Consider the following 24,321-nt stretch of genomic DNA (forward strand, 5'->3'; position numbering starts at 1 on the left):
TACTGCATTTAAAAAAAATTATAATGGAATTTCATTTTCACTAAAAAACACCTTTATAACCTTCTTTACATCTTCGTTTACAATAGAATATATAACTTCTGAACCATTTCTTTGTCCTTCTATTATTTTTCTTGACTTTAAAATCGAAAGATGCTGAGATACAGTTGATTGAGGCATAACTAAACACCCCTGCATTTCTGAAACATTTAATTCTCTAATCATAAGTTTACATACTATACATAGTCTTGTAGGATGACTCAATGCCTTAATTATTTCCGCAACATTTTTAATTTTATCATTATATTCTTCATTATTCATTAATATCACCTTTTTCAAAAATGTCTTCTTATGTTATCTATTTTAATTTTAAAATATACTAGTAATTTTGTCAATCGATATGTATATATATTGCTATCTATACTTTAAATTTTTATAAAACATAAGAGATGTATCAATATTTTTATCTTAAAATTAAAAAATGTTTTTTTATAAAAAAACCGTACTGTTTTTACAGTACGGTTCTAATTTCATTGGTGGAGGCGAGGGGAGTCGAACCCCTGTCCGAAAGTAGTCTCACCACGGCATCTCCGAGCGCATTCAGTAATTTAACATTCCCTCCATGAGACTCCTACTGACAGGATTCTCACTTTAGTAGCTTCATAGATTCCGTTCCAACCTCAAAGCTTTGGATGGCTCGGTTCCCCACTAATTGGCGCCCTATCCCGAGTCGTGGGATTCTCAGGTAGGACGAACAGCTATATTAAGCTGCTAATGCAAAATTATCTTCTGCGTTTACATTAAGTTCCCAGTTTTTTAACGCGGGTCCAGGAAACCCTCGGCTCGCTTCCGCAACACAACTTACCCCCGTCGAAAGCCAAATACGCCCCCATATTATTTAGTTAAGAATTAACAGTTGCTAGTGTAATTAAAAACATCAAATCATATATTTACTTACTCAACAACTATAACCCTAGCTTAAACGCATTGAAGTTTGTACTTATACTTAACTTATAGGTAAATTAGCTTATTAATATATTTAGTTTTCAATAATTACTTGTAATGTATAAATTATTGTACTACACATTTATTATTTTGTCTAGAAGAACTATTTAGTAAATCTGCCTTTAATATCTCATATTATCTTTAATTCTTCTTTCTATATCACGTTTTGCAGATTTTTCTGCAATCGCTTGTCTTTTGTCATAGTCCTTTTTACCTTTGGCAACTCCAAGAGCTACTTTAACTCTTCCTTTTTTAAGATAAAGAGATAATGGAACTAATGTATATCCTTCTTGAGCTGTATATCCAATTAATTTTAATATTTCATTCTTGTGAAGCAAGAGCTTTCTCTGTCTTAAAGGATCTTTATTAAATATATTTCCCTGCTCATAAGGACTCACATGCATATTACATAAAAACACTTCTCCATTTTTAATTTGAGCATAGCTATCTTTTAAATTAGCTTTCCCAGCTCTTATGGATTTAACCTCTGTACCAACAAGCGCTACGCCTACCTCATAGACTTCTTCTACGAAATAATCATGTCTAGCTTTTCTATTTTGCGCAAGAGTATTATTACCTTTTTTATTTTTCACCATAACAAACACCTACTTTATAATACTCAATTCTAGTATTTTATTATACCTTATAAATTTCATTTAGTCAATTTTACCCAAAAATCCATATGTATTTTCCATCAATATTGAATGTAATATCAACTGTGAGAATTTTAAAATTTCTCACAGTTGATATATAAGTATAAAATTTAATTAAATTCATGCTCCATTTGCTCTTTATTTAATTCATCTATAATAGGATTTGAATGCACATCCTCTTTTTCTTCAGTAGATTTAACAATATCAAAATATATTTCATACGAACCCATATCTACTTTAGATACTTTTATTCTTATTTCATCTCCTAATCTATATATGTTTTTAGTTCTTTCTCCAATTAAGCATAAATGTTGTTCATCATATACATAGTAATCATCATCCATATTGCTTATGTGTACCAGTCCTTCTACCGTATTAGGTAACTCAACAAACATTCCAAAACTAGTAACTGATGATACTATTCCCGCATATTCTTCTCCTATTTTTTCACTCATATATTCAGCTTTCTTCAAATCATCTACTTCTCTTTCAGCCTCTTCCGCTGCTCTTTCCATTTCTGAAGACTGTTCTGCCGCGTAAGCTGTAGCTTTTTCAAGCTGTTTAACTCGATTACCATCTATAGTTCCATCTAATGACTCTTTAATTACTCTATGAATTATTAAATCTGGATATCTTCTTATTGGTGAAGTAAAATGACAATAATATTTTGCTGCAAGTCCAAAGTGTCCTACACATGCAGGCGAATATCTTGCTTGTTGCAATGAACGAAGAAGTAATGTGTTTACTACTGTTTCTTCTTTTTTACCTTTAACTTTCTCTACAATTTCCTGTAATGCCTTTGGATGCACTTGTTGCCCTGTCTTTACAAAATAACCTAGGTTATAAGCGAACTCCCTAAATCTTTGAAGTTTTTCTTCATCTGGATCTTCATGTATTCTATATACAAAAGGCAATTTAGTCCAATACATATGTTCTGCTACAGTTTCATTACATACAAGCATAAACTCTTCTATCATTCTATTTGCAATTGCTCTTTCATAAGGTTTAATTTCTACAGGTTTTCCACTTGGATTTAATATTATCTTACATTCTTCAAAATCAAAATCTATAGCTCCTCTTGAGGTTCTCTTTTTATGTAATATATTGCATAATTCTTCCATGAATTTAAATTCTTCATATAAATATTCATATTTTTCAATAAGTTCTTTATCATTATCTCTTAGTATTTTAGTAACATCACTATAAGTCATTCTCTCATTAGTTTTTATAATACTTTTAGTTATAGTATAATCTACCACTTTTCCATCTTTATTTATCTCCATAAAACAACTCATAGCAAGTCTATCCACTTTAGGATTTAAGCTACAAATTCCATTTGATAATTTTTGAGGAAGCATTGGGATAACTCTATCTATCAAATAAACAGATGTAGCTCTTTTTAAAGCTTCTTTATCTAACGGATTATTCTCTCTTACATAGTGAGATACATCAGCAATATGAACACCTAAATAATAATTTCCATTAGGAAGCCTATCTATAGATACAGCATCATCTAAATCCTTAGCATCAGCACCATCTATAGTAACCATTTTTATTTCTCTTAAATCTTCTCTCTTTTTACATTCTTCTTCCATAATGTGATCTGGTATTTTTTCTGCAAACATTTCAACTTTTGGTGGAAACTGCTCGGGAAGTTTGTGCTTCTTTATTATTGTTAAAATATCTATACCTTTTTCCCCTTTTTTACCCAATATCTCTATAACTTTTCCCTCAGGATTTCTTCTTTTGCCAGGCCATTCAACTATCTCAACTATTACTATATCTCCCTCTTTAGCTCCATTTTTATCTGTCTTTGATACAAAAATATCCTGAGTTATTTTTTTATCCTCTGAAATTACAAACCCAAAATTTTTACTTGCTTCGTATACACCTATTATAGTTTTATTAGCTCTTTCAAGTATGCGTATTATTTCTCCTTCGCATTTTTTACCATTTTTTTCTCCTCTAGTAATCTTAGCTACTACTCTATCCCCATGCATTGCACCATTCATAAATGAAGAATTTATAAATACATCTGCTATTTCTTCATCTGGAATAACAAACCCAAACCCTCTTTGATGAACTTGAAGCTTTCCAGTTATAAGTCCCATTTTTTCTGGTATTCCATAGTGATTTGTACGAGTTTTTATTATACTACCTTCGACTTCCATAGTAGCCAACATTTTTTTAAAATCCTTCATATCCCTTTTTGATATTCCAAAAACTCGTGCAAGTTCTTGTATATCCATAGGCTTATATGCTTGTTCTTTCATAAACTCTAAAATTATATTTTTTATATTCATTTTTTCCCCTCCAATTTTATAACCCAATTTATTTAAAATAAGTTTAATCAATCTATTTTATTTTTTGCTACTTTTATGTATAATATTCAATTTTTATTTAACTATTCTTACAAACATAATATTTATATCTAAATACTATATTAAAAGGAAGTACTAGTCAAACCTTTATACTATCTTTAAGTAAATATATTATAAATATTAATAATTTTCTAAAAATAAAAAAAGCTAAAAGTTGATATATGTTATAACCCTATTATTAATAACATATCAACTCTCAACTTTTTTCTCAAGCTCAGCACATGCGCACATCAAAATTATTCAATATATTATTTAACTACTTCAATAAATTAAGAAGTATTCCTCCATGATTAGCTATTACTGAAGCAAATACTAATGATACTATTGTCATAAGTTTAATTAATATATTCATAGCTGGTCCTGAAGTATCTTTAAATGGATCTCCAACTGTATCTCCTACTACTGCCGCCTTATGTGCATTACTACCTTTTCCTCCATTTTCTCCTGATTCTATATATTTTTTAGCATTATCCCAAGCACCACCTGCATTTGCCATAAATATAGCCATTAAAACTCCAGCTGCAACTGCACCACCTATCATACCGCCAAGTGCTTCAACTCCTAATAACATTCCCATTAATATTGGAGCAGTTATAGCTATTATTCCTGGAAGAATCATTTCCTTTAATGCTGCTGCTGTTGAAATATCCACACATTTTTTATAATCTGGTTTGCTTTTTCCTTCCATTATGCCAGGAATTGATTTGAATTGTCTTCTTACTTCCTCAATCATTTCATTAGCTGCCTTACCAACAGATTCCATTGTTAGCGCACCAAATAAGAATGGAAGCATAGCTCCTACTAATAATCCCACCAAAGTAACTGGATTTAATAAATCTATTTTGCTTAAATTAGTAGCTTTAGCATATGAAGCAAATAATGCTAATGCTGTAAGCGCCGCTGAACCTATAGCAAATCCTTTACCAATAGCAGCTGTAGTATTTCCAACTGAATCTAATTTATCCGTTATCTCTCTTACACTTGATGGAAGCTCTGACATTTCAGCAATTCCTCCAGCATTGTCAGCTATAGGTCCATATGCATCAACTGCAACAGTAATTCCTGTTGTTGATAACATTCCAACTGCTGCAAGAGATATACCATATAACCCCATAGATACATTATTTGCTCCACCCATTATATAAAACGCAACCAATACTCCTACTGCTATAAACAATATTGGAATCATCGTTGAATACATTCCAACTGCAAGTCCTGAAATAATAGTAGTTGCTGCTCCTGTTTCTGATTGATCAGCAATTTTTTTAACTGATTTATAATCATAAGAAGTATATATTTCTGTAATTTTACCTATTAACATTCCAACAATTAACCCTGCTATTATTGAACCAAAAACTCTGAAATTTCCAAAAATATTGTTGCTTAATATACCAGTTCCAATAACAACTACAGCTCCTGCAATATAAGTTCCAGTATTAAGAGTTTTTTGTGGATTATTATTTTTACTATTACTTGCAAATAAAATTCCAACAATTGAAGCAATAATACCTAGTGAAGCTAACATTAAAGGGAACATAACTTTTGTTGGGCTATCAGTAAATATAAATGCACCTAAAGTTAATGCTGAAATTATTGAACCTACATAAGATTCAAAAAGATCTGCACCCATACCAGCAACATCACCAACATTATCACCAACATTATCTGCTATAACAGCTGGATTTCTAGGATCATCTTCAGGTATTCCAGCTTCAACCTTTCCAACGAGATCTGCACCTACATCTGCTGCTTTAGTATATATTCCTCCTCCAACACGTGCAAATAATGCTATTGAGCTTGCTCCTAAGCCAAATCCTGATATAAAACTAACATTTTTATCAAAACCTAAATATAATATAGATAATCCAATTATACCTAATCCAACTACACACATGCCCATAACAGCTCCACCCGAAAAAGCTATTTTTAAAGCTTTTTTCTGTCCATGTCTTGCTGCCTCTGCTGTTCTAACATTAGCTTTTGTTGCTACTCTCATTCCGAAAAATCCAGCTAAAATAGAAAATATAGCTCCGCAAATAAAACAAATAGCTGTTTTGTAGTCTATCAGTACCCCTACCACTATAGTAACAATAATAATAAATATTAATAAATACTTGTATTCCCTAATTAAAAATGCCATTGCACCTTCATGAATATACGCTGCTATTTCTTTCATTCTATCATTTCCCGAGGACTCTTTACTAATCCCCTTACTTAAACCAAAGGCAAAAAACAATGCTATCACTCCACAAATTACAGGTAAATATAAACTCACTTTATCTCCTCCTTTTCATCATTTTTTTATAAATTTGATTTTATAATATTACTCACTTATATCTTTATTTATATGTTTCTGAAAATATTAATAATTTTTTATAAAAAACTCAAAAACATATAATATTTTAAATACACTTCATTATATTAATTGCTTCTAAATTTAAAAAATATACACTTTAATACTATATATTTTTATTATAACTAAACTTGTCTAAAAATTCAAAATATTTTAACTTTTTCAAACAAAAATAAAGCATATAAATCTCTATTAATCAAGATTCATATGCTTTATTATAAAAACCGTTTATATTATTCTCTTTTATATTAAAAATTAATTTTTATTTTACATAAATAATTTTTATACTCTTTATTATCAAAAGTTTAAATAATTATTTTATTAAAGTTATACCCATTGTTGCTAGTGTAAATAGTACAGCCAAAACAACAGTTGCTCTAGCTAAAACTGACTCATATGTTTTTGTTTTGTTTTTAGAAAAAAATGTTTCTGATCCACTAGATACTAAATTAAATCCATCTGTCTTTCCAGGTTGTTTTAAAACAGTAATTATTAACATAACTGAAGTTATTATTTGAACAGCTGCTAAAAATTTATACACTGCTGTATACCTCCTCATTTTTCACATATTTATATGAATATACTAACTCATGTTACCTCTAAATATTTTATCATACTGAATAGTAAAACACAACACTCTTCTTAAATTGAAAATCAACCCCAAATCAACCATAACAATATATTTAAAAAGACTAATGCCAATTACAGCATTAGTCTTTTATTAGAAATTTTGAAATAATTATTTATTAATATTATAGAAAGCTTTAATTCCTCTGTATTCTCCCATATCATGTAATTCTTCTTCAATTCTTAATAATTGATTATATTTAGCAACTCTTTCACTTCTTGATGGAGCACCAGTTTTTATTTGTCCTGCATTAACTGCTACAACTAAATCAGCTATTGTAGTATCTTCTGTTTCTCCTGATCTATGAGATACAACTGCAGTATATCCTGCTCTTTCAGCCATTTCTATAGCATTTAATGTTTCTGTTAATGTTCCTATTTGGTTAAGTTTTATAAGAATTGAGTTTGTAACTCCTTTTTCAATTCCCATTTGAAGTCTCTTAGTGTTAGTTACGAATAAATCGTCTCCTACTAATTGAATTTTGTTTCCTAACTTTTCAGTCATGATCTTCCATCCATCCCAATCTTCTTCAGCCATACCATCTTCAATTGAGATTATTGGATATTTTGCTACTAAATCAGCATAAAAATCAACCATTTCAGCTGGAGTTAGATTTCTTCCTTCTCCTTTTAATTCATATATATTAGTCTCTGTATTAAAGAATTCAGATGAAGCTGGATCTAAAGCTATAAATAAATCTTTTCCTGGTTCATATCCAGCTTCTTTAATTGCTTCAACTATAACTTCAATAGCTTCTTCATTGCTCTTTAAGTCTGGAGCAAATCCGCCTTCATCACCTACTCCAGTAGATAATCCTTTTCCTTTTAATATTCCTTTTAATGTATGGAATACTTCTGAACACATTCTTAAAGCCTGTGCAAAACTTTCAGCACCTACTGGCATTATCATGAACTCTTGAAGATCCACATTATTATCAGCATGTGATCCACCATTTAATATATTCATCATAGGTACTGGTAAAACTTTTCCATTCACTCCACCTATGTACTGATATAAAGATAATCCTAAATATTCAGCAGCTGCTCTAGCACATGCAAGAGAAACTCCTAGCATAGCATTAGCACCTAATTTCCCTTTATTTTCAGTGCCGTCAATAGCTATCATAGTTTTATCTATAGCTATTTGATCAAGTACATTCATTCCTACTAATTCTTCAGCTATAATAGTATTTACATTTTCTACAGCTTTTAAAACACCTTTTCCTTTATATACATCTTTGTCTTCATCTCTTAATTCTACTGCTTCAAAAATACCAGTTGATGCTCCTGATGGAACTGCTGCTCTTCCAACTGTACCATCTTCTAATTCAACTTCAACTTCTACAGTAGGGTTAGCTCTTGAATCTAGTATTTGTCTTGCATAAACGTCTATTATTTCTACAAATTGTTTCATTATATATCTCCTCCTGATTTTTAAAGGTAATTTATTTATGTATACAGCAATATTCTTAATAAATAAATTTATTAGCTTCATCTATTTACAGATTCCACAATTTAGTTTTTTATTTAAAATTCATTTGCTGTTTTACATTCTTATTAATAAATTCGTTTCTTACATTATTAATTTTAAATTTTTATCTATCAACTGGTAAACTTATAAATTTAAACCCTGTCTTTAATAAGGCTCTTTCCAGTCATTTCACTTGGAATTTCTTCTTCCATTACACTAAGCATTGTTGGTGCAATATCTGCAAGTATTCCATTTTCTCTTAATTCTTTTATTTTTGCTTTATTAGACACATAAATAAATGGTACTAAATTAGTTGTATGTGCTGTCATAGGCTTTCCTGTAGAATAATCTATCATCTGCTCTGAGTTGCCATGATCTGCTGTCATAAATACAGTACCATCTTTCTCTAATATTTTATCCACAACCTTGCCTAAACATTCATCAACTGTTTCAACAGCTTTTACAGCAGCTTCTATACTTCCTGTATGTCCTACCATATCAGGGTTAGCATAATTCAATATGATTACATCATATTCATCACTGTTTATTCTTTTTATAAGCTCATCAGTTACCTCATAAGCACTCATTTCAGGTTTTAAATCATATGTTGCAACTTTTGGTGAATTAATTAAAACTCTTTCCTCATTCTCATTTGGTTCTTCTACTCCGCCATTAAAAAAGAAAGTAACATGAGCATATTTTTCAGTTTCTGCAATTCTTAATTGCTTTTTACCTAATCTACTTATATATTCACCTAAAGTATTATTATATGATTCTGGTTTAAATGCAACTTTAACATTTTCAATAGTTTTATCATATTGTGTCATAGTAACATAAGTTAAATCTAAGTTTTCTCTGTTAAATCCAGCAAACAATTTATCATTTAGAGCTCTAGTTAATTCTCTAGCTCTATCTGGTCTGAAATTAAAGAATATAACTGAATCTCCATTTTTAATAATATCAACAGGCTTTTCATTCTTGCATATAACTGTTGGAAGAACAAATTCATCTGTCTTATTGTCATGATAAGATTTTTCTATAGCTTCTTTAGCACTTGATGCATATTCACCATTTCCTAAAACAAGAGCATTATACGCAAGCTGTACTCTTTCCCATCTATTATCTCTATCCATAGCATAATATCTTCCACAAACAGTTGCTATAGTACCTACTCCTATTTTTTTCATATAATCTTCTATTTCATCTACATACTTCAAAGCTGATTCTGGTGAAGTATCTCTTCCATCTAGGAAAGCATGTACATATACTTTTTCTATATCATTTTGCTTAACAAGTTTTAACAGTCCTTTTAAATGTTCAATATGAGAGTGTACTCCTCCATCTGATAATAAACCCAACAAATGAAGAGAAGAATTATTTTTCTTTGCATTATTTACTGCTTTTATTAAAGCTTCATTTTTAAAGAAATCTCCATCTTCAATAGATTTTGTTATCCTAGTAAGTGCTTGATATATTACTCTTCCAGCACCTATATTCAAGTGTCCAACTTCTGAATTTCCCATTTGTCCTTTTGGTAATCCTACTGATAATCCACTTGCTCCTAATTTTGTATGTGGGTATTCATTCCATAATCTATGATAATTCGGTTTATTAGCTATTCTTACAGCATTTCCTTCTTCACCCTCTGATATTCCAAATCCATCTAAGATCATTAACATCATTGGTTTTTTAGCCATTTTGCTCACCTCCGCAAATCAATTAATAACTGATAATTATTTATCGTAGTTTATTATTGCAGCAAAATCTAGTGCTTTTAATGAAGCTCCGCCTATTAATCCTCCATCAATATCAGGTTGTGCCATTTGTTCTTTTATTGTAGCTGGTTTAACTGAACCACCATATTGAATTCTCATTTTTTGTGCAGTATCTTCTCCGAACATTCCTGCAACAACACTTCTTACATAAGCTATAGTTTCATTAGCTTGCTCTGATGTAGCAGTTTTTCCAGTTCCAATAGCCCAAATTGGTTCATAAGCTATAACAGTTTTTTCAACTTGTTCCTTTGTTAATCCTGTAAGATCAAGTTTAACTTGTTTTCCTAATACTTCTTCTGTTATATTTCCTTCTCTTTCTTCAAGAGTTTCTCCAATACAAAGTATTGGTAATAAATTATGTTCAAAAGCTTTCTTCATTTTTTTATTTAACGCTTCATCTGTTTCAGCAAAATATGTTCTTCTTTCACTATGTCCTAATATAACATATTGTACACCCATTTCTTCTAACATAGCTGGTGCTGTTTCTCCAGTAAATGCTCCATTTTCTTCAAAGTGCATATTTTGAGCTCCAACTTTTACATTTGTTCCTTCAGCAGCTTTTACTACTGCATCTAAGCAAATTGTTGAAGGACAAACCACTACTTCACAATTTGCATCTTTTACTAATGGTTTTAATTCTTCTACTAATTTTATTGCTTCTGAAACAGTTTTGTTCATCTTCCAGTTTCCTGCTATTATTGCTCTTCTCATCATTAAACACCTCATTTTTTTTAATTGATAGTTGAAAATTGAATGTTGAGAGTGCGGAATGTTTTCATTCATTCAAAACCAGCTTTTAATTTGAAACATATTATAAATATAATTCATATTACTCAAAACTATCAATATCCAACTTTCTATTTAATTTTTTTATTGCTGTCTTTATTCTTAATTAAAATAACAATTTATTATTTTTAAACGTCAGATTTAACCTGCTAACACCATCATTATAAAAAATTTCCCACATGAATTTTTTACTTCCGTTTTTCACTTTGGCCCTTCAAATCTGAACTGTAATAAATAGTCGATATAGACTATTTATTACTAAGTGCTGCTATCCCTGGAAGTTCTTTTCCTTCCAAAAACTCAAGTGAAGCTCCTCCACCTGTTGAAATATGAGTCATCTTATCTCCAAATCCTAGGTTGTTTACAGCTGATGCACTATCTCCACCACCAATTATTGTAGTTGCATCTGCTTCTGCTAATGCTTCTGCAACTGCTATAGTTCCTTTTGCAAAATTTGCAAATTCAAATACACCCATTGGACCATTCCACACAACTGTTTTAGCTTCTTTAACTGCACTTGCAAATAATTCAGCACTCTTTGGTCCTATATCTAATCCTTGTTGATCAGCTGGTATATCTCTGCCTTCCGAAATTCTTGGTTCTGCATCTTCAGCAAATCTATCAGTATAAGTAATATCTACTGGAAGTAACAATTGTACTCCTTTTTCTTCTGCTTTTTTCATCATTTCTTTTGTATATTCAATTTTATCTTTTTCTAAAAGAGAGTTTCCTATTTCATGTCCTAATGCTTTTAAAAATGTGTACGCCATTCCGCCACCAATTATTAAAGTATCAACTTTTTCTAGTAAATTATTTATAACTCCTAATTTATCTGAAACTTTAGCACCACCAAGAATTGCAACAAATGGTCTTTTAGGATTTTCAACAGCATTACCTAAAAATTTTAATTCCTTTTGAATTAAATATCCACAAGCCGCTTCTTCAACGAACTCTGTTACTCCAACAGTTGAGCAATGAGCTCTATGAGCTGTTCCAAAAGCATCATTTACAAACACATCAGCAAGTGATGCTAATTCCTTTGAAAATTTTTCTTCATTTTTAGTTTCTTCTTTTCTATATCTTGTATTTTGAAGTAAAACAACCTCTCCAGCCTTCATATTAGCTACAGCATTTTTAGCATTTTCTCCAACTACATTATCATCTGCAGCAAATACCACTTCTTTTCCTAACATTTCTGAAAGTCTTTTAGCAACTGGTGCTAAAGATAATTCTGGTTTTGCTTCTCCTTTTGGTTTTCCAAGATGTGAACAAAGTATAACTTTTGCATCGTTTTCTATAAGGTGTTTTATTGTTGGCATAGCTCCTACTAATCTATTCTCATCAGTAATCACTCCGTCTTTTAGTGGAACATTAAAGTCACATCTTACTAATACTCTTTTGCCTTTAACTGTAATATCTTCTACTGTTTTTTTGTTCAGCTTCATGATAATATCTCCCCTCTTTTTTATAGAAAAATGTATTCTATTTTTATTAAATACTAAGTTATTTAATCTTCACTTTATTATTATGTACTTTTTTATGTATTTTTATATATTATTATTGTTCATTTCAGGACTTTATTAGTCCCACTTTCAACATTTTTGTCCCACTTCCATTATAATGTAAAGTGGTAGATTTTAAAATAGTATTTAAAAATTTTTTTTAGATATTGACTATAAATTATATTTTTAGTACCATAATAACAAATATTAACATAAAAGTAAAATAGAGTACAGATACATAAATCCATACTCTATTTTACCTTGTTTTACATTATTTTATAATATTTTTAATAAAATAGTTTTAAAACATATCTCATATAAAAAAATTTTATTTTATCTTTCTCCTTTAATATACGGGTCACCATCTGCTTTTGGTGGAGTTGTTTTTCCTACAAATCCTGCAAGAGCTAACATTGTTAATATGTATGGAATACTTGCATAGAATTCGTTTGGAAGTCTTATTGCAAAACTTTGAGCAGTTATTTGGAATGCTGTACCAAATGCAAATAACATACAAGCCCACATAGTTCCAAATGGTTTCCAATTTCCAAATATCATTGCAGCAAGTGCTATAAATCCACGTCCAGCCACCATTCCTTCTTTGTATATAGGAGTGATGCCAATGGATAACGCTGCACCACCAAGACCTGCTAACATACCTGATATGATAACACATAAATATCTCATCTTATAAACGTTTATTCCAAGAGTATCAGCTGCACTAGGATGCTCCCCCACAGCCCTCATTCTAAGTCCAAATGGTGTTTTAAATAAAACGAAGTTAGACACAAAAACTAATATTATAGCTAATATAACAAACCAGTTTAAATCTTTTAATATAGGGACATTTGCTAAAAATCCAGGTAATTTATATGATAATCCTTTTACAACATCTGTTTGACCACCAGTTTTAAATATTGGTCCAATTAAAAAACTAGCTAATGCTGTTGAAAAAAGGTTTATAGCCGTACCTGAAATAATTTGATCCGCTCTTAAATGTATACTTAAAAAAGCATGGATTGCTGCCATTGCTCCACCTGCAATCATTGCAAATAAAATTCCCATTATAGGACTTCCAGTTATGAAAGAACCAAAAACTGCAAAAAAGGCTCCAACTATCATCATACCTTCAAGTCCTATATTAACAACTCCAGATTTTTCAGAGAAAACTCCGCCAAGCCCTGCAAATATAAGAGGTGCTGCCATTCTTAATGTAGCTGCTATCAATGGTATTATGATGTTATCCATTTGTTACCTCTCCTTTCTTTCTCTTATCTGCAAAATATTTAATAATATAGTCAGTTGCAACGAAAATAATTATTATAGATTGTATTAAAAATACTATTTCTTTTGGTATAGCATTCAATTGAAGTAGTGTTGCACTACTCTTTAATGCTCCAAATAGAACTGCTGAAGCTATACATCCAATCGGATTAGACTTAGCAAGTAATGCTACTGCTATACCGTCAAATCCAAAATTAGTAAAAGCCATAAAATCTTGACATTGATACCTTACTCCAGCTACATGTGTTGCTCCCCCAATTCCAGCAATTGCACCTGATAATACCATTGCCAGTACCATATTTTTAGCTACACTTATTCCACCATATTCCGATGCATCAGGATTTATACCCACTCCTCTTATTTCATACCCTACAGTAGTTTTCCATATTAAGAAATATATAAGTATCGCAAAGACTACAGCTATAAAAATACTTATATTCGCCTTACTAATGCTGCTTAAGCGCATCAATCTGGCGCTTTCTTGAATCAATGGAGTACTTGATTTTCCAGGAGCCGCAAAAATTGATTTTTTAACTATCCAATTTGCAAAGTACATTCCAATATAGTTCATCATAATGGTATTAACAACCTCATTAATACCAAACTTAGCTTTTAAAAATCCAGGTATTCCTCCCCAAATCGCGCCAATAATTATACCACCTAATACAATTAAAATAGTATGCGTTACTGGATTTAATCCAGGAATCAAACCAATTACTGCTCCAGCTACCATTCCCATTATAAATTGTCCTTCAACACCTATATTAAACAATCCACATTTGAATGCTATAGCATTTGCTACCCCAGTAAAAATTAATGGTGTTACATATGTTAAAGTAGTGAGTGTATTTCTTTTAGTAGAAAAACTTCCTTTCCATATGATACTAAACAAATCTCCTAAAGCAGTAAAATATTCTGTTATTGGATATTGTTTAGCCCATATTACAAAGAATACAGCAACAAATATAGAAATAATAATTGAAATCAGTGGAAATAAAAGACTCTTTAATACACTTTTGATTTGTTTATTCACCTTCATTCACCTCTTTTTTTTGCTTTTGTAGACTTCCTCCTGCCATAAGTACTCCAAGCTTTTGTTCATCTGCATCCGCTCTATCTAAAACTCCTACAATTTCCCCGTCATACATTACAGCTACTCTGTCAGATAAAGCTAATATTTCATCTAACTCAAAGGATACTAGAAGAACTGCTTTTTTCGAATCTCTTTCTTCAACAAGTCTTTTGTGTATAAATTCAATAGCTCCTACATCTACTCCTCTTGTAGGTTGAGATGCAATTAAAAGCTCAGGATCTTTTGATATTTCTCTTGCAACTATTAATTTTTGTTGATTTCCTCCTGATAATGCAGAAGCTGCAACCTCATCACTAGGTGTTCTAACATCAAACTCCTTTATTATTCTTTGAGAGTATTCTCTTATTTTTTTGTAGTCCATAACACCTCTTTTGCTAAATGGCATTTTGTGCTGCATTCCTAATATTGAATTTTCAAATAAAGAATATTTAAGTATAAGTCCTCTTTTATGTCTATCCTCTGGAATATGCCCTAAACCACAATCTATTATTTCTCTTGGAGACTTTGAAAATATATTCTTATCTTTTAAAATTATGGTACCGCTTTCACATTTTCTAAGACCTGTTAATGCTTCTATAAATTCCGATTGTCCATTACCATCTACCCCTGCAATTCCTACAATTTCTCCTGCACGGACAGTTAAATTAACACCATTAACTGATGGCAATCCTCTTGAGTCTTTCACCTGAAGATTTTCAATTTTTAACACTTTTTTCCCAGGTGTACATGGTTTTTTATCAACTACAAGCTTTACTTTTCTTCCAACCATAAGCTCTGCCAATTCATCTATAGATGTATCTTTTGTTTCAACAATTCCAGTAACCTTACCACGTCGAATAATTGTCACTCTATCACTCATTTTCATAACTTCTTTTAACTTGTGAGTAATAAGTATTACTGATTTCCCTTCTGATTTTAAATTATCAATGATAACTGATAATTCTTCTATTTCTTGAGGTGTTAAAACTGCAGTAGGTTCATCTAATATTAATATATCTGCTCCTCTGTATAACGCCTTTAATATTTCAACCTTCTGTTGCTGTCCAACACTTATATCTTCTATAACTGAATTCGGATCAATATTAAAACCATATTTTTTTGCTAACTTTTCTACATCTTTTATTGCTTTTATGATATCAAGTTTAACTCCTTTTTTAGGTTCCATTCCTAAGACTATATTCTCCGCTACAGTAAAATTATGAACCAACATAAAATGCTGATGTACCATACCTACTCCTAATTTTATAGCCTCATTAGGATTAGTTATGTTCACTTTTTTACCTCTTACATAAATTTCACCCTTTTCCGGTTGATAAAGACCATAAAGGATATTCATTAATGTTGTTTTTCCTGCACCATTTTCACCAAGTAAAACATGTGTCTCTCCTTTTAATAAATTAAAGTCCACATTGTCATTAGCTATAGTTCCTGGGAAAACCTTTGTAATGCCTTTCATTTCAATTATATTCTCCATCTTTATCCTCCCATTTTAATTTTGGTAACATAATTATAATTGGACCATATTCTTCAAATTAACCATGTATTCTTTAAAAAGCTAGATGTTATAACATCTAGCTTTTATTATACTTTACTCTGTAATTTATAAAAACGTCTAATTTACATATTTATTTCTTATTGTAAAGGTTCTGCTGTAAATGTTTTAGCTTCTTCTGGTTTTTCTGGAACTTGTATTTTGCCTGCTTTTATAGCTTCTGCATATTTATCTGCTAATTCTACAAGCTCATTAGGTACATTTTGTTTAACTATATCTTTTAAGTCTTCTGAAATTTCTCCTCTTGAAGTTGGAGCTATTCCTACACCATCTTCTTTAAGTCCAAATACTATTGTTTTTCCACCTTCAAATTTTCCTTCAGCAACTGCTTTTGCAGCTTCATATGTTGCAGTATCAACTCTTTTAATCATACTTGTAAGAATTACATCAGCATACATAGGTTTTTTCTCTTCATCTGTAACTGTTAATACTTGGTCTTGGTCAACACCTATAGCCCAAACTTGGTTTCCAGCATCTTTAATTTCTTTAGCCGCTTTAAATAATCCTAATCCAACTCCACCTGCAGCATGGAATACTACATCACAACCGCTTCCATATTGTAATTTTGCTAATTCATAACCTTTATTAGAATCACCAAAACTATCAGCATATCTAACATCTACTTTTATATCTGAATTTACAGCTCTTGCACCTGCTATAAACCCTGCTTCAAATTTTCCTATAATTGGGCCTTCTTTACCGCCAATAAATCCTATCTTATTAGTTTTAGTAGTTTTTGCAGCTATAACTCCTACTAAGAATGAGCCTTCATTTTCTTTGAAAACTAGTGATTGAACATTTGGAGCATCAACTACTGCATCAACTATAGCAAAATGTTTATCTTTAGCTTCTTCAGAAGTTGCAACTTCTTTTAAAGCTTCCTGCATTTGGTATCCAATTGCAAATGTTAAATTACAATTTTCTGTTAATGCTAAAGTTTGAAGATGTGGAATGAAATCTTCTTTTTGAGTTGATTCTACTGGCTTATACTCAAAATTAAATTCTTCTTTTGCTTTTTTTATTCCTTCATCTGCCGCTTGGTTAAATGATTTGTCATTTAATCCACCCTCATCAGTTGAAAGACCTATTTTAATATCTGATGTTGGTTTTTCTTCTGCTTTTTTAGCAGCATCTCCACAACCTGCAAACAATGATGCAACAACTGCAACTGATGCTAAAATGGCAACTAATCTTCTTTTTTTCATAAAATTCCCCTCCTATAAACTAAATTGCTTAATATGTAGTAAAGGTTTACATATCATTATTCTGCCTCTACTAAAAACCTTTTAATTTCTTATGAATTTTACAGTAATTTCAAATTTTTTTATTGTTTGAATTCCTATAAAATTCTATTTATACTATACGATAATAAAAAATAAAAATCAAGTAAATACCAAAAATCTCCCTATATATTTTTAGCATTTTATTATGATTTAATACTATACATAACAAAAATAAGACTCATTTTACTAAAAACGAGCCTTATTTTTGATTATTGTTATATAACTTTAAATTATAATCTATCAGCTACAAATTTTGCTAAGTCAGCTAATCTATTAGAATATCCTGCTTCATTATCATACCAAGAAACAACTTTTACCAATCTATCTCCCATTGTCATAGTTGATAATCCATCAACTATTGATGATCTTAAATCATTTCTGTAATCTATTGAAACTAATGGTTCTTCACTGTATCCAAGAATTCCTTTTAATTCCCCTTCAGAAGCTTTCTTAAATGCAGCATTTATTTCTTCTACTGAAGCATCTTTACTTATTGTACATACAAGGTCAACCATTGAAACAGTTGGAGTTGGAACTCTTACAGCCATTCCATTTAATTTTCCTTTTAATTGAGGTAATACCAATGCAACTGCTTTAGCAGCACCAGTAGTTGTTGGTATCATTGATTCAGCAGCAGCTCTTGCTCTTCTCAAATCACTGTGTGGAGCATCTAATATTTTTTGATCATTAGTGTACGCATGAATTGTAGTCATTAATCCAGCTTCTATTCCAAATTCTCTATCAAGTATTTTAGCAAATGGAGCTAAACAATTTGTTGTACATGAAGCATTTGAAATAATATTATGACTAGCAGCATCATATTTTTCTTCATTAACCCCCATAACTATTGTTATATCTTCATCTTTAGCTGGAGCTGAAATAAGAACTTTTTTAGCTCCTGCATCTAAGTGTAATTGAGCTTTTTCTCTGTTTTTGAATAATCCTGTACATTCTAATGCTATATCTATTCCCATTGCTCCCCATGGAAGATTTTTAGGGTCTCTCTCTGCAGTTATCTTTATTTCTTTTCCATTAATAACTATAGCGCCTTCTTTAGCTTCTACAGTTCCATTAAATTTTCCATAAAGTGAATCATATTTTAATAAGTGAGCTAATGTAGCTGGATCAGTTAAATCATTGATTGCTACTACATCCAACTCATTGCTGTAGTTTGTTAATAGTGACCTAAACACATTTCTTCCGATTCTTCCGAATCCATTAATTGCAACTTTTTTCATTTAAAATTACCTCCTAAAATAATTTCAATTTAAAATTATTTTTAAAATATATTTATTTATATTTTATTACCTAAGTTAAGCATCTTTATTAGTATTTTCATTTTTTATAATATCTATTATTTTTTTTGCTGCACCTTCATCTGTAATCAATATATTTTTTGAATTATATCTTTGAACAGAAATAATAGCTTCTGCTTTGCTTTCTCCACCTGCTATGGCTATTAGTAATTTTATTTTCTTAGTATCTTCACTCTTTATTCCAGCAGTTGGAGTAGAAACTACAATTTGTCCCTTTCTATTGAAATAACATCCAAACGCTTCTCCTACTGCACCTTTTTTACTTAATTCATTTATTTTACTATCATCTATTCCTCTTCTTTTTGCCATTTCATCAGCTTTTCCAACACCGTATATCAGAATATCGGCTTTATGAATATACTCTATTACTTCTTTGATGCTTTCTTCATGAAATATAGCAAATAATTCTTTATAATCTACACTTTCCATAAGTTGAAGCATTTTATAATCTGCTGATAATTTATCTGCAAGTTTAGCAGCTAATGTATTAGCTTGAATCTGAACACTTCTACCAAGTCCGCCTCTTGCAGGCACTACCAAAATGTCTTTATATTCGTTTGTTCTAGTTACATTATCAACTATTTTTTTTATGGTAGTTCCACCAGTTAAAGCTATTATATAATTATTTTTTATAATTGTTTTTAAAAAATTAGCTGAAGTTCTCCCTATTTGATCTAGAACAAGTTCATTTTCATCAACATTTCCTGGAACAACTATAACTTTTTTTAGATTTAAATGTTTTTCTATGAATTTTTCCATTTCTGATAAACCTTTTAAATCATGTACAAATTCTTTTAATTTTTCTAATACTTCTCTTCCTTCATCAGTTATTGTCATTCCATAACTTTTTACATCTACCAAATTTTGTTTTTTAAAAAAATTAACTTCTGTTCTTACTATCCTTTCGCCAATTCCTAAATAACTAGCAAGCATTCTTCTACCTATTGGCTGATTATAGTAAATTGTAGTTAATATGTCATATCGCTTTTCTAATAGTTCTAAAACTTCTGGAACTATTTTCTTTTGTATTTCCAAATCAAATTTCAAATCGAACACCTCTTTGGTCATCCAACGTCCCGCTTGTTTGATTGTTGTCCCACTTCTATTATAAATCAAATATTATTTTTTTTAAAGGTATTTTACGAAAATATTGTTAATTTTTTATGATATCTACATTTATTTTTACAAAAAAAATAAAATATATTCAAAAAAAAGAAAAGATATTTAAAATCTTTTCCTTTTACTAGAAGATTTAATGCTCATTTCTTCTCTATATTTAGCTACAGTTCTTCTAGAAATATTAATATTTTTTTCTTTTAAAATGTCACATATTTTTTGATCTGAAAGAGGTTTTTTCTTATTCTCATCTTCTATAAGTTTTTGTATTTCTTTTTTTATTATTTTGTTTGATATCCCCTCAAAACTATCTATTTGGGAAATTCCTGTAGTAAACAAATCTTTTATTTTAATTGTACCTTTATGAGTATGAATATATTTTTCTCTTATAGCTCTACTTACTGTAGATTCATGCACTCCTAAATCATCTGCAATTTCTTTTAATGTCATGGGTTTTAAATATTCTTCTCCATATTCAAAATAATCTTTTTGTAATTCTAATATTTTTTCTATAATATTGTATATTGTACTTTCTCTTTGATTAATACTTTTTATTAAAAACATAGCACTATTCAATTTATTCTTTACAAATTGTACAGTATCCTTATCTTGCTGACTATTAATAATAGATTTATATAATTTATTTATATTCAATTTCGGAATAGCACCATCATTCATTATTATACAATATTCTCCATTTATCTTTCTTATATATGCTTCTGGAACTATATATTTGGTTTCTTCTCCTGTATAAAAACCTCTTGATGGCTTAGGTTCTAGTGATTTAATAATATCACCATATTCTTGAGCTTTTTTGACATCTATCCTTAATTCTTTTGCAATTACATTATATTTATTTTCAGCTAATAACTCTAAATATTTATCTATTATTACGAATAAATCGTTATCTATTAATGATTTCTGTTGCAATTGTATTTTTAAACATTCTTTAATATCTCTTGCAGCTATTCCATCCGGTTCCAATGACTGCACTATTTTTAAACACTTTTCTGACAATTCTTTACCTACTTCTAATTCTTCAACTATTTCATCTATACTAATATCTAAATATCCTCTTGCATCAATATTTTCTATCATATATTTGCATATAGATTTTATATATTCAGGTTCATTTAATTCTAATATTTGTTCTTGCAAAAACTCTTTTAGAGATTTTTTTGCGCTAATAAAGTTAAACGGTGATGCCATTTCCTCATCTCTATCATAATTTACATGATAATTATAATTATCACCTTCAATAGATTTTATAAACTTCTTATAATCAAAATCATCATCTAATTTATTATTTTCATTTTTTTTATACTCAGCATCAATTACAGGATTTTCCTGTAATTCTTTTTCTATATAATTCTGAAGTTCAAAATTCGACATTTGAAGCAATTGAACTGACAGCTGCATTTGTTGTGTCATTATTAATTTTTGTTCTTGAGTTAAATTTAATTTAAACTCCATCTTCATAATTCTCACCACTTTATGTATATTACTTTATTTACATTATAACATAAAAACGGTTACAGAAAAATAATTTAAAACTTAAAGTCAGACTTTATTTTCAATAAAAATCATTAATTACCATTATTTGTAGCAAAAATAGTTTGTACATAAAAAGCATTGATATAAAAAATTTACATCAATGCTTTTTCACTGTATCATTATGCTTTTTAATAGTAATTTCTAGTTATAATCTTCTATATACGCTATTCCACACGCATTAGGTCCTGAATGTGTTCCTACTACACATCCTACTTCACATTCTATAAAATCACTTTTTCTCTTAATTAATTCATTTCTAATTTGAATACGAATATCTTCATTATCTATGTGGAGTAATATACTAGTTTCATCATTATTTAATGTATTTTCCTCTAATTTTTTTAAAATAATTCTTATGGCCTTCTTGGTTCCTCTAACTTTATCAACAACTGCCATTTCCCCATCTACAACTGCTAGAATCAATTTTATTCCCAAAAAATTCCCTATCATTCCAGCAGTTTTAGAAAGCCTTCCACCTTTCACTAGGTGATCTAGACTAGCAAAGGCATATGCATTTTTAACATGCGGTAGTGTTTCTTTAATTTTTTCTTCAATTTGATATATATTACATTTTTGTTTCTTTAGTTGAGCTGCCTTAATTACCAATAACCCTAATCCTGATGTAACATTTAAACTATCTATAACTACTATATCATCAGTTTCTAACATTTCTTTAGCAATACAAGCTGATTGATATGTTCCACTCATTTTAGAAGAAATATGTATGGAGACTATTCTATAGCCTTCTTCCAAATATTTTTTATAACACTGATAAAATCTGTGTGGATTAATTTGAGCAGTATTAGGAAAAATATCTTTTTCTTTAATTCTTCTTAAAAATTCATGTATTTCTATGTCTACACCATCTAAATAACTTTTTTCTCCGAAATTAACCACTAAAGGTAATACTTCTATATCATACTTCTCTATAATTTCTCTATTTAAGTCACATGTACTATCAGTAATAATCTTAATCTTTTCCATAGCTTCCCTCCTACTTCATTTTTGGAAAGCCTATCTGTCTCAAAGCTTCATAAGTTACGATAGCTACAGTATTGGAAAGATTTAAAGATCTTGTAGTAGATTTCACCATAGGAACTCTAATACGATTTTCAACATATTTATCTCTAATATAATCTGGTAGTCCTGACGACTCCCTTCCAAAGACAATAAAATCTCCTTGTTTATATTGAACTTCATCATGATGATATTTACTTTCTTTTGTAGTTGATAAATATATTGTAGCATCAGGATATTTTTCAATCATATCATCAAAAGATTCATGCACTTCTAAATCTAAGTGAGGCCAATAATCAAGTCCAGCTCTTTTAACTTGTTTATCATCTAATTCAAAACCTAATGGTTTTATTAAATGCAGTCTACTATTAGTTAAATAACAAGTTCTTCCAATATTACCTGTATTCTGAGGTATTTCTGGTTGAAATAAAACTATATGTAAATTTGGTATATTATTTTTCATCTTTATTCCCCCTCTATAAAACACCACACACATATATATATTACCTTAATTACAAGATAAGGTAAAGCATAAAAAAGTATAACTATATTATATAATCTATATTACCATTTTTAAAATATCTTTCTATATTTTCTTTAAAAAATTCTTCCATACGTTTAAATTCATCTTTTCTATATACATATTTTCCATATCCAAATTGACCATATTTAAATTTCCTAATTTCCTCTTCCATTGGAAGCATAGTTTTTGGAAATATATTTATAATATTTTCTTTTGCTCGTTTAGTGAATCTATGAGAAATTATCTCAAATCTTATTTTTTTATCCTTAAAAATATCAGCTACCTTAATCAAAAGTTGTAGATATTGATTTTCCCATTTATTACATAAAAATACAGGCGCAATTATAAAGCCTAACTCATATCCACTTTCACTAATTTTATATGCAGCTTCCAACCTTTTTTGTAAACATGGTGTCCTATGTTCATATACTTTTATAATTTCATCTGTATTAATACTAAATCTTATCATAGTTTTTCCATTATGTTCTATATTAAGCAAATTATCTACATCTGTATATTTTGTTACAAATCTAAACTTCGAATATTCATTTTTACTAAAATATTTAATAGCAGCTTCTAATGCACCACTATATCCCTCTATAGGTACTGGATCAGAAGTTGCTGCTCCTTCAAATATAGTTATTTCTGGTTTTCTCTTTTCTATGTACTCTCCAGCTTTATTCAAAATTTCTTGTAGATTTGTATGTATTTTTATATACGGCTTCTTACCCATCTGAGTATTAAGATAACAATATTCACACATTCCCATACACCCACTTACAAGTGGCAACTGATAATGTGCTGATGGTTTACATGATTGAAATTCTAAAGTTTTTCTTTCTCCAACCACCAAAGTATTCTTTCCTTCACCATATTTTTCACTAGGAGTTGATCCAGGTATTCCTGTTATACGCCCACTTTTAGAAAACATTATTTCAACATTTTTGTTATTTTTAAATTTATGAAATAACTCTTTTCCAAGTCCATACTCTATAACTTTTTTTTCAAAAATAACTCTTTTAGGTTCAAACAT

The 24,321-nt window shown here is 29.8% G+C and carries 19 protein-coding genes and 1 other RNA gene; all 20 read right to left on the reverse strand.

Going from position 1 to position 24,321, the window contains the following annotated elements; genetic code table 11:
* Positions 1 to 18: 18 nt before the first annotated feature.
* Positions 19 to 318, reverse strand: a complete 300-nt coding sequence (locus OW763_RS02065; protein WP_268039399.1) for an ArsR/SmtB family transcription factor — start codon at positions 316 to 318, stop codon at positions 19 to 21.
* 213 nt (positions 319 to 531) lie between these two features.
* Positions 532 to 888, reverse strand: a transfer-messenger RNA (tmRNA) gene (ssrA, locus tag OW763_RS02070).
* Positions 889 to 1,124: 236 nt separating this feature from the next.
* Positions 1,125 to 1,598 (reverse strand): SsrA-binding protein SmpB, encoded by a 474-nt coding sequence (smpB, locus tag OW763_RS02075; protein ID WP_268039400.1) that lies wholly within the window; start codon positions 1,596 to 1,598, stop codon positions 1,125 to 1,127.
* Between the two features lie 167 nt (positions 1,599 to 1,765).
* Complete coding sequence (gene rnr, locus OW763_RS02080; protein ID WP_268039401.1) at positions 1,766 to 3,958, reverse strand: ribonuclease R; 2,193 nt, start codon at positions 3,956 to 3,958, stop codon at positions 1,766 to 1,768.
* A gap of 334 nt (positions 3,959 to 4,292) precedes the next feature.
* The gene (locus OW763_RS02085; protein WP_268039402.1) at positions 4,293 to 6,311 is read right to left on the reverse strand and encodes a sodium-translocating pyrophosphatase; all 2,019 of its coding nucleotides are present in this window, start codon (positions 6,309 to 6,311) and stop codon (positions 4,293 to 4,295) included.
* A 391-nt stretch (positions 6,312 to 6,702) separates the two neighbouring features.
* Positions 6,703 to 6,930 carry a preprotein translocase subunit SecG gene (secG, locus tag OW763_RS02090; RefSeq protein ID WP_268039403.1) on the reverse strand — a complete coding sequence of 76 codons (228 nt, stop codon included), beginning with the start codon at positions 6,928 to 6,930 and terminating at the stop codon, positions 6,703 to 6,705.
* A 198-nt stretch (positions 6,931 to 7,128) separates the two neighbouring features.
* Positions 7,129 to 8,430, reverse strand: coding sequence for a phosphopyruvate hydratase (gene eno, locus OW763_RS02095; protein ID WP_268039404.1), 1,302 nt, complete (start codon positions 8,428 to 8,430; stop codon positions 7,129 to 7,131).
* A 209-nt stretch (positions 8,431 to 8,639) separates the two neighbouring features.
* Entirely contained in the window at positions 8,640 to 10,184 is a 1,545-nt protein-coding gene (gene gpmI / locus OW763_RS02100; protein WP_268039405.1) for a 2,3-bisphosphoglycerate-independent phosphoglycerate mutase, read from the reverse strand.
* A gap of 36 nt (positions 10,185 to 10,220) precedes the next feature.
* Entirely contained in the window at positions 10,221 to 10,973 is a 753-nt protein-coding gene (tpiA, locus tag OW763_RS02105; RefSeq protein ID WP_268039810.1) for a triose-phosphate isomerase, read from the reverse strand.
* Positions 10,974 to 11,296: 323 nt separating this feature from the next.
* Positions 11,297 to 12,493: a phosphoglycerate kinase gene (locus OW763_RS02110; protein WP_268039406.1), complete on the reverse strand. Its 1,197-nt coding sequence runs from the start codon at positions 12,491 to 12,493 to the stop codon at positions 11,297 to 11,299.
* Between the two features lie 390 nt (positions 12,494 to 12,883).
* Positions 12,884 to 13,798, reverse strand: a complete 915-nt coding sequence (locus OW763_RS02115; protein ID WP_268039407.1) for an ABC transporter permease — start codon at positions 13,796 to 13,798, stop codon at positions 12,884 to 12,886.
* Positions 13,791 to 14,867, reverse strand: a complete 1,077-nt coding sequence (locus OW763_RS02120; protein WP_268039408.1) for an ABC transporter permease — start codon at positions 14,865 to 14,867, stop codon at positions 13,791 to 13,793. Before OW763_RS02120 ends, OW763_RS02115 begins: the two co-directional genes overlap by 8 nt.
* A complete protein-coding gene (locus OW763_RS02125; RefSeq protein WP_268039409.1) occupies positions 14,860 to 16,401 on the reverse strand; it encodes an ABC transporter ATP-binding protein in 1,542 nt (513 codons plus the stop codon). The genes OW763_RS02120 and OW763_RS02125 overlap by 8 nt, the downstream gene beginning before the upstream one ends.
* A 158-nt stretch (positions 16,402 to 16,559) precedes the next feature.
* A complete protein-coding gene (locus OW763_RS02130; protein WP_268039410.1) occupies positions 16,560 to 17,684 on the reverse strand; it encodes a BMP family lipoprotein in 1,125 nt (374 codons plus the stop codon).
* Positions 17,685 to 17,992: 308 nt separating this feature from the next.
* On the reverse strand, positions 17,993 to 19,000 hold the full coding sequence (gap, locus tag OW763_RS02135; protein WP_268039411.1) for a type I glyceraldehyde-3-phosphate dehydrogenase: 1,008 nt from the start codon (positions 18,998 to 19,000) through the stop codon (positions 17,993 to 17,995).
* 75 nt (positions 19,001 to 19,075) lie between these two features.
* Positions 19,076 to 20,146, reverse strand: coding sequence for a sugar-binding transcriptional regulator (locus OW763_RS02140; protein WP_418921780.1), 1,071 nt, complete (start codon positions 20,144 to 20,146; stop codon positions 19,076 to 19,078).
* Positions 20,147 to 20,302: 156 nt separating this feature from the next.
* Complete coding sequence (gene rpoN, locus OW763_RS02145) at positions 20,303 to 21,667, reverse strand: RNA polymerase factor sigma-54 (RefSeq protein ID WP_268039811.1); 1,365 nt, start codon at positions 21,665 to 21,667, stop codon at positions 20,303 to 20,305.
* 222 nt (positions 21,668 to 21,889) lie between these two features.
* Positions 21,890 to 22,732 (reverse strand): DegV family protein, encoded by an 843-nt coding sequence (locus OW763_RS02150; protein ID WP_268039413.1) that lies wholly within the window; start codon positions 22,730 to 22,732, stop codon positions 21,890 to 21,892.
* A 10-nt stretch (positions 22,733 to 22,742) separates the two neighbouring features.
* The gene (gene trmL / locus OW763_RS02155; protein ID WP_268039414.1) at positions 22,743 to 23,228 is read right to left on the reverse strand and encodes a tRNA (uridine(34)/cytosine(34)/5-carboxymethylaminomethyluridine(34)-2'-O)-methyltransferase TrmL; all 486 of its coding nucleotides are present in this window, start codon (positions 23,226 to 23,228) and stop codon (positions 22,743 to 22,745) included.
* 82 nt (positions 23,229 to 23,310) lie between these two features.
* Positions 23,311 to 24,321: a spore photoproduct lyase gene (gene splB, locus OW763_RS02160; protein ID WP_268039415.1), complete on the reverse strand. Its 1,011-nt coding sequence runs from the start codon at positions 24,319 to 24,321 to the stop codon at positions 23,311 to 23,313.

Origin of the sequence: Clostridium aestuarii (assembly GCF_026735135.1) — a bacterium.
GTDB classification, from domain to species: domain Bacteria; phylum Bacillota; class Clostridia; order Clostridiales; family Clostridiaceae; genus Clostridium_H; species Clostridium_H aestuarii.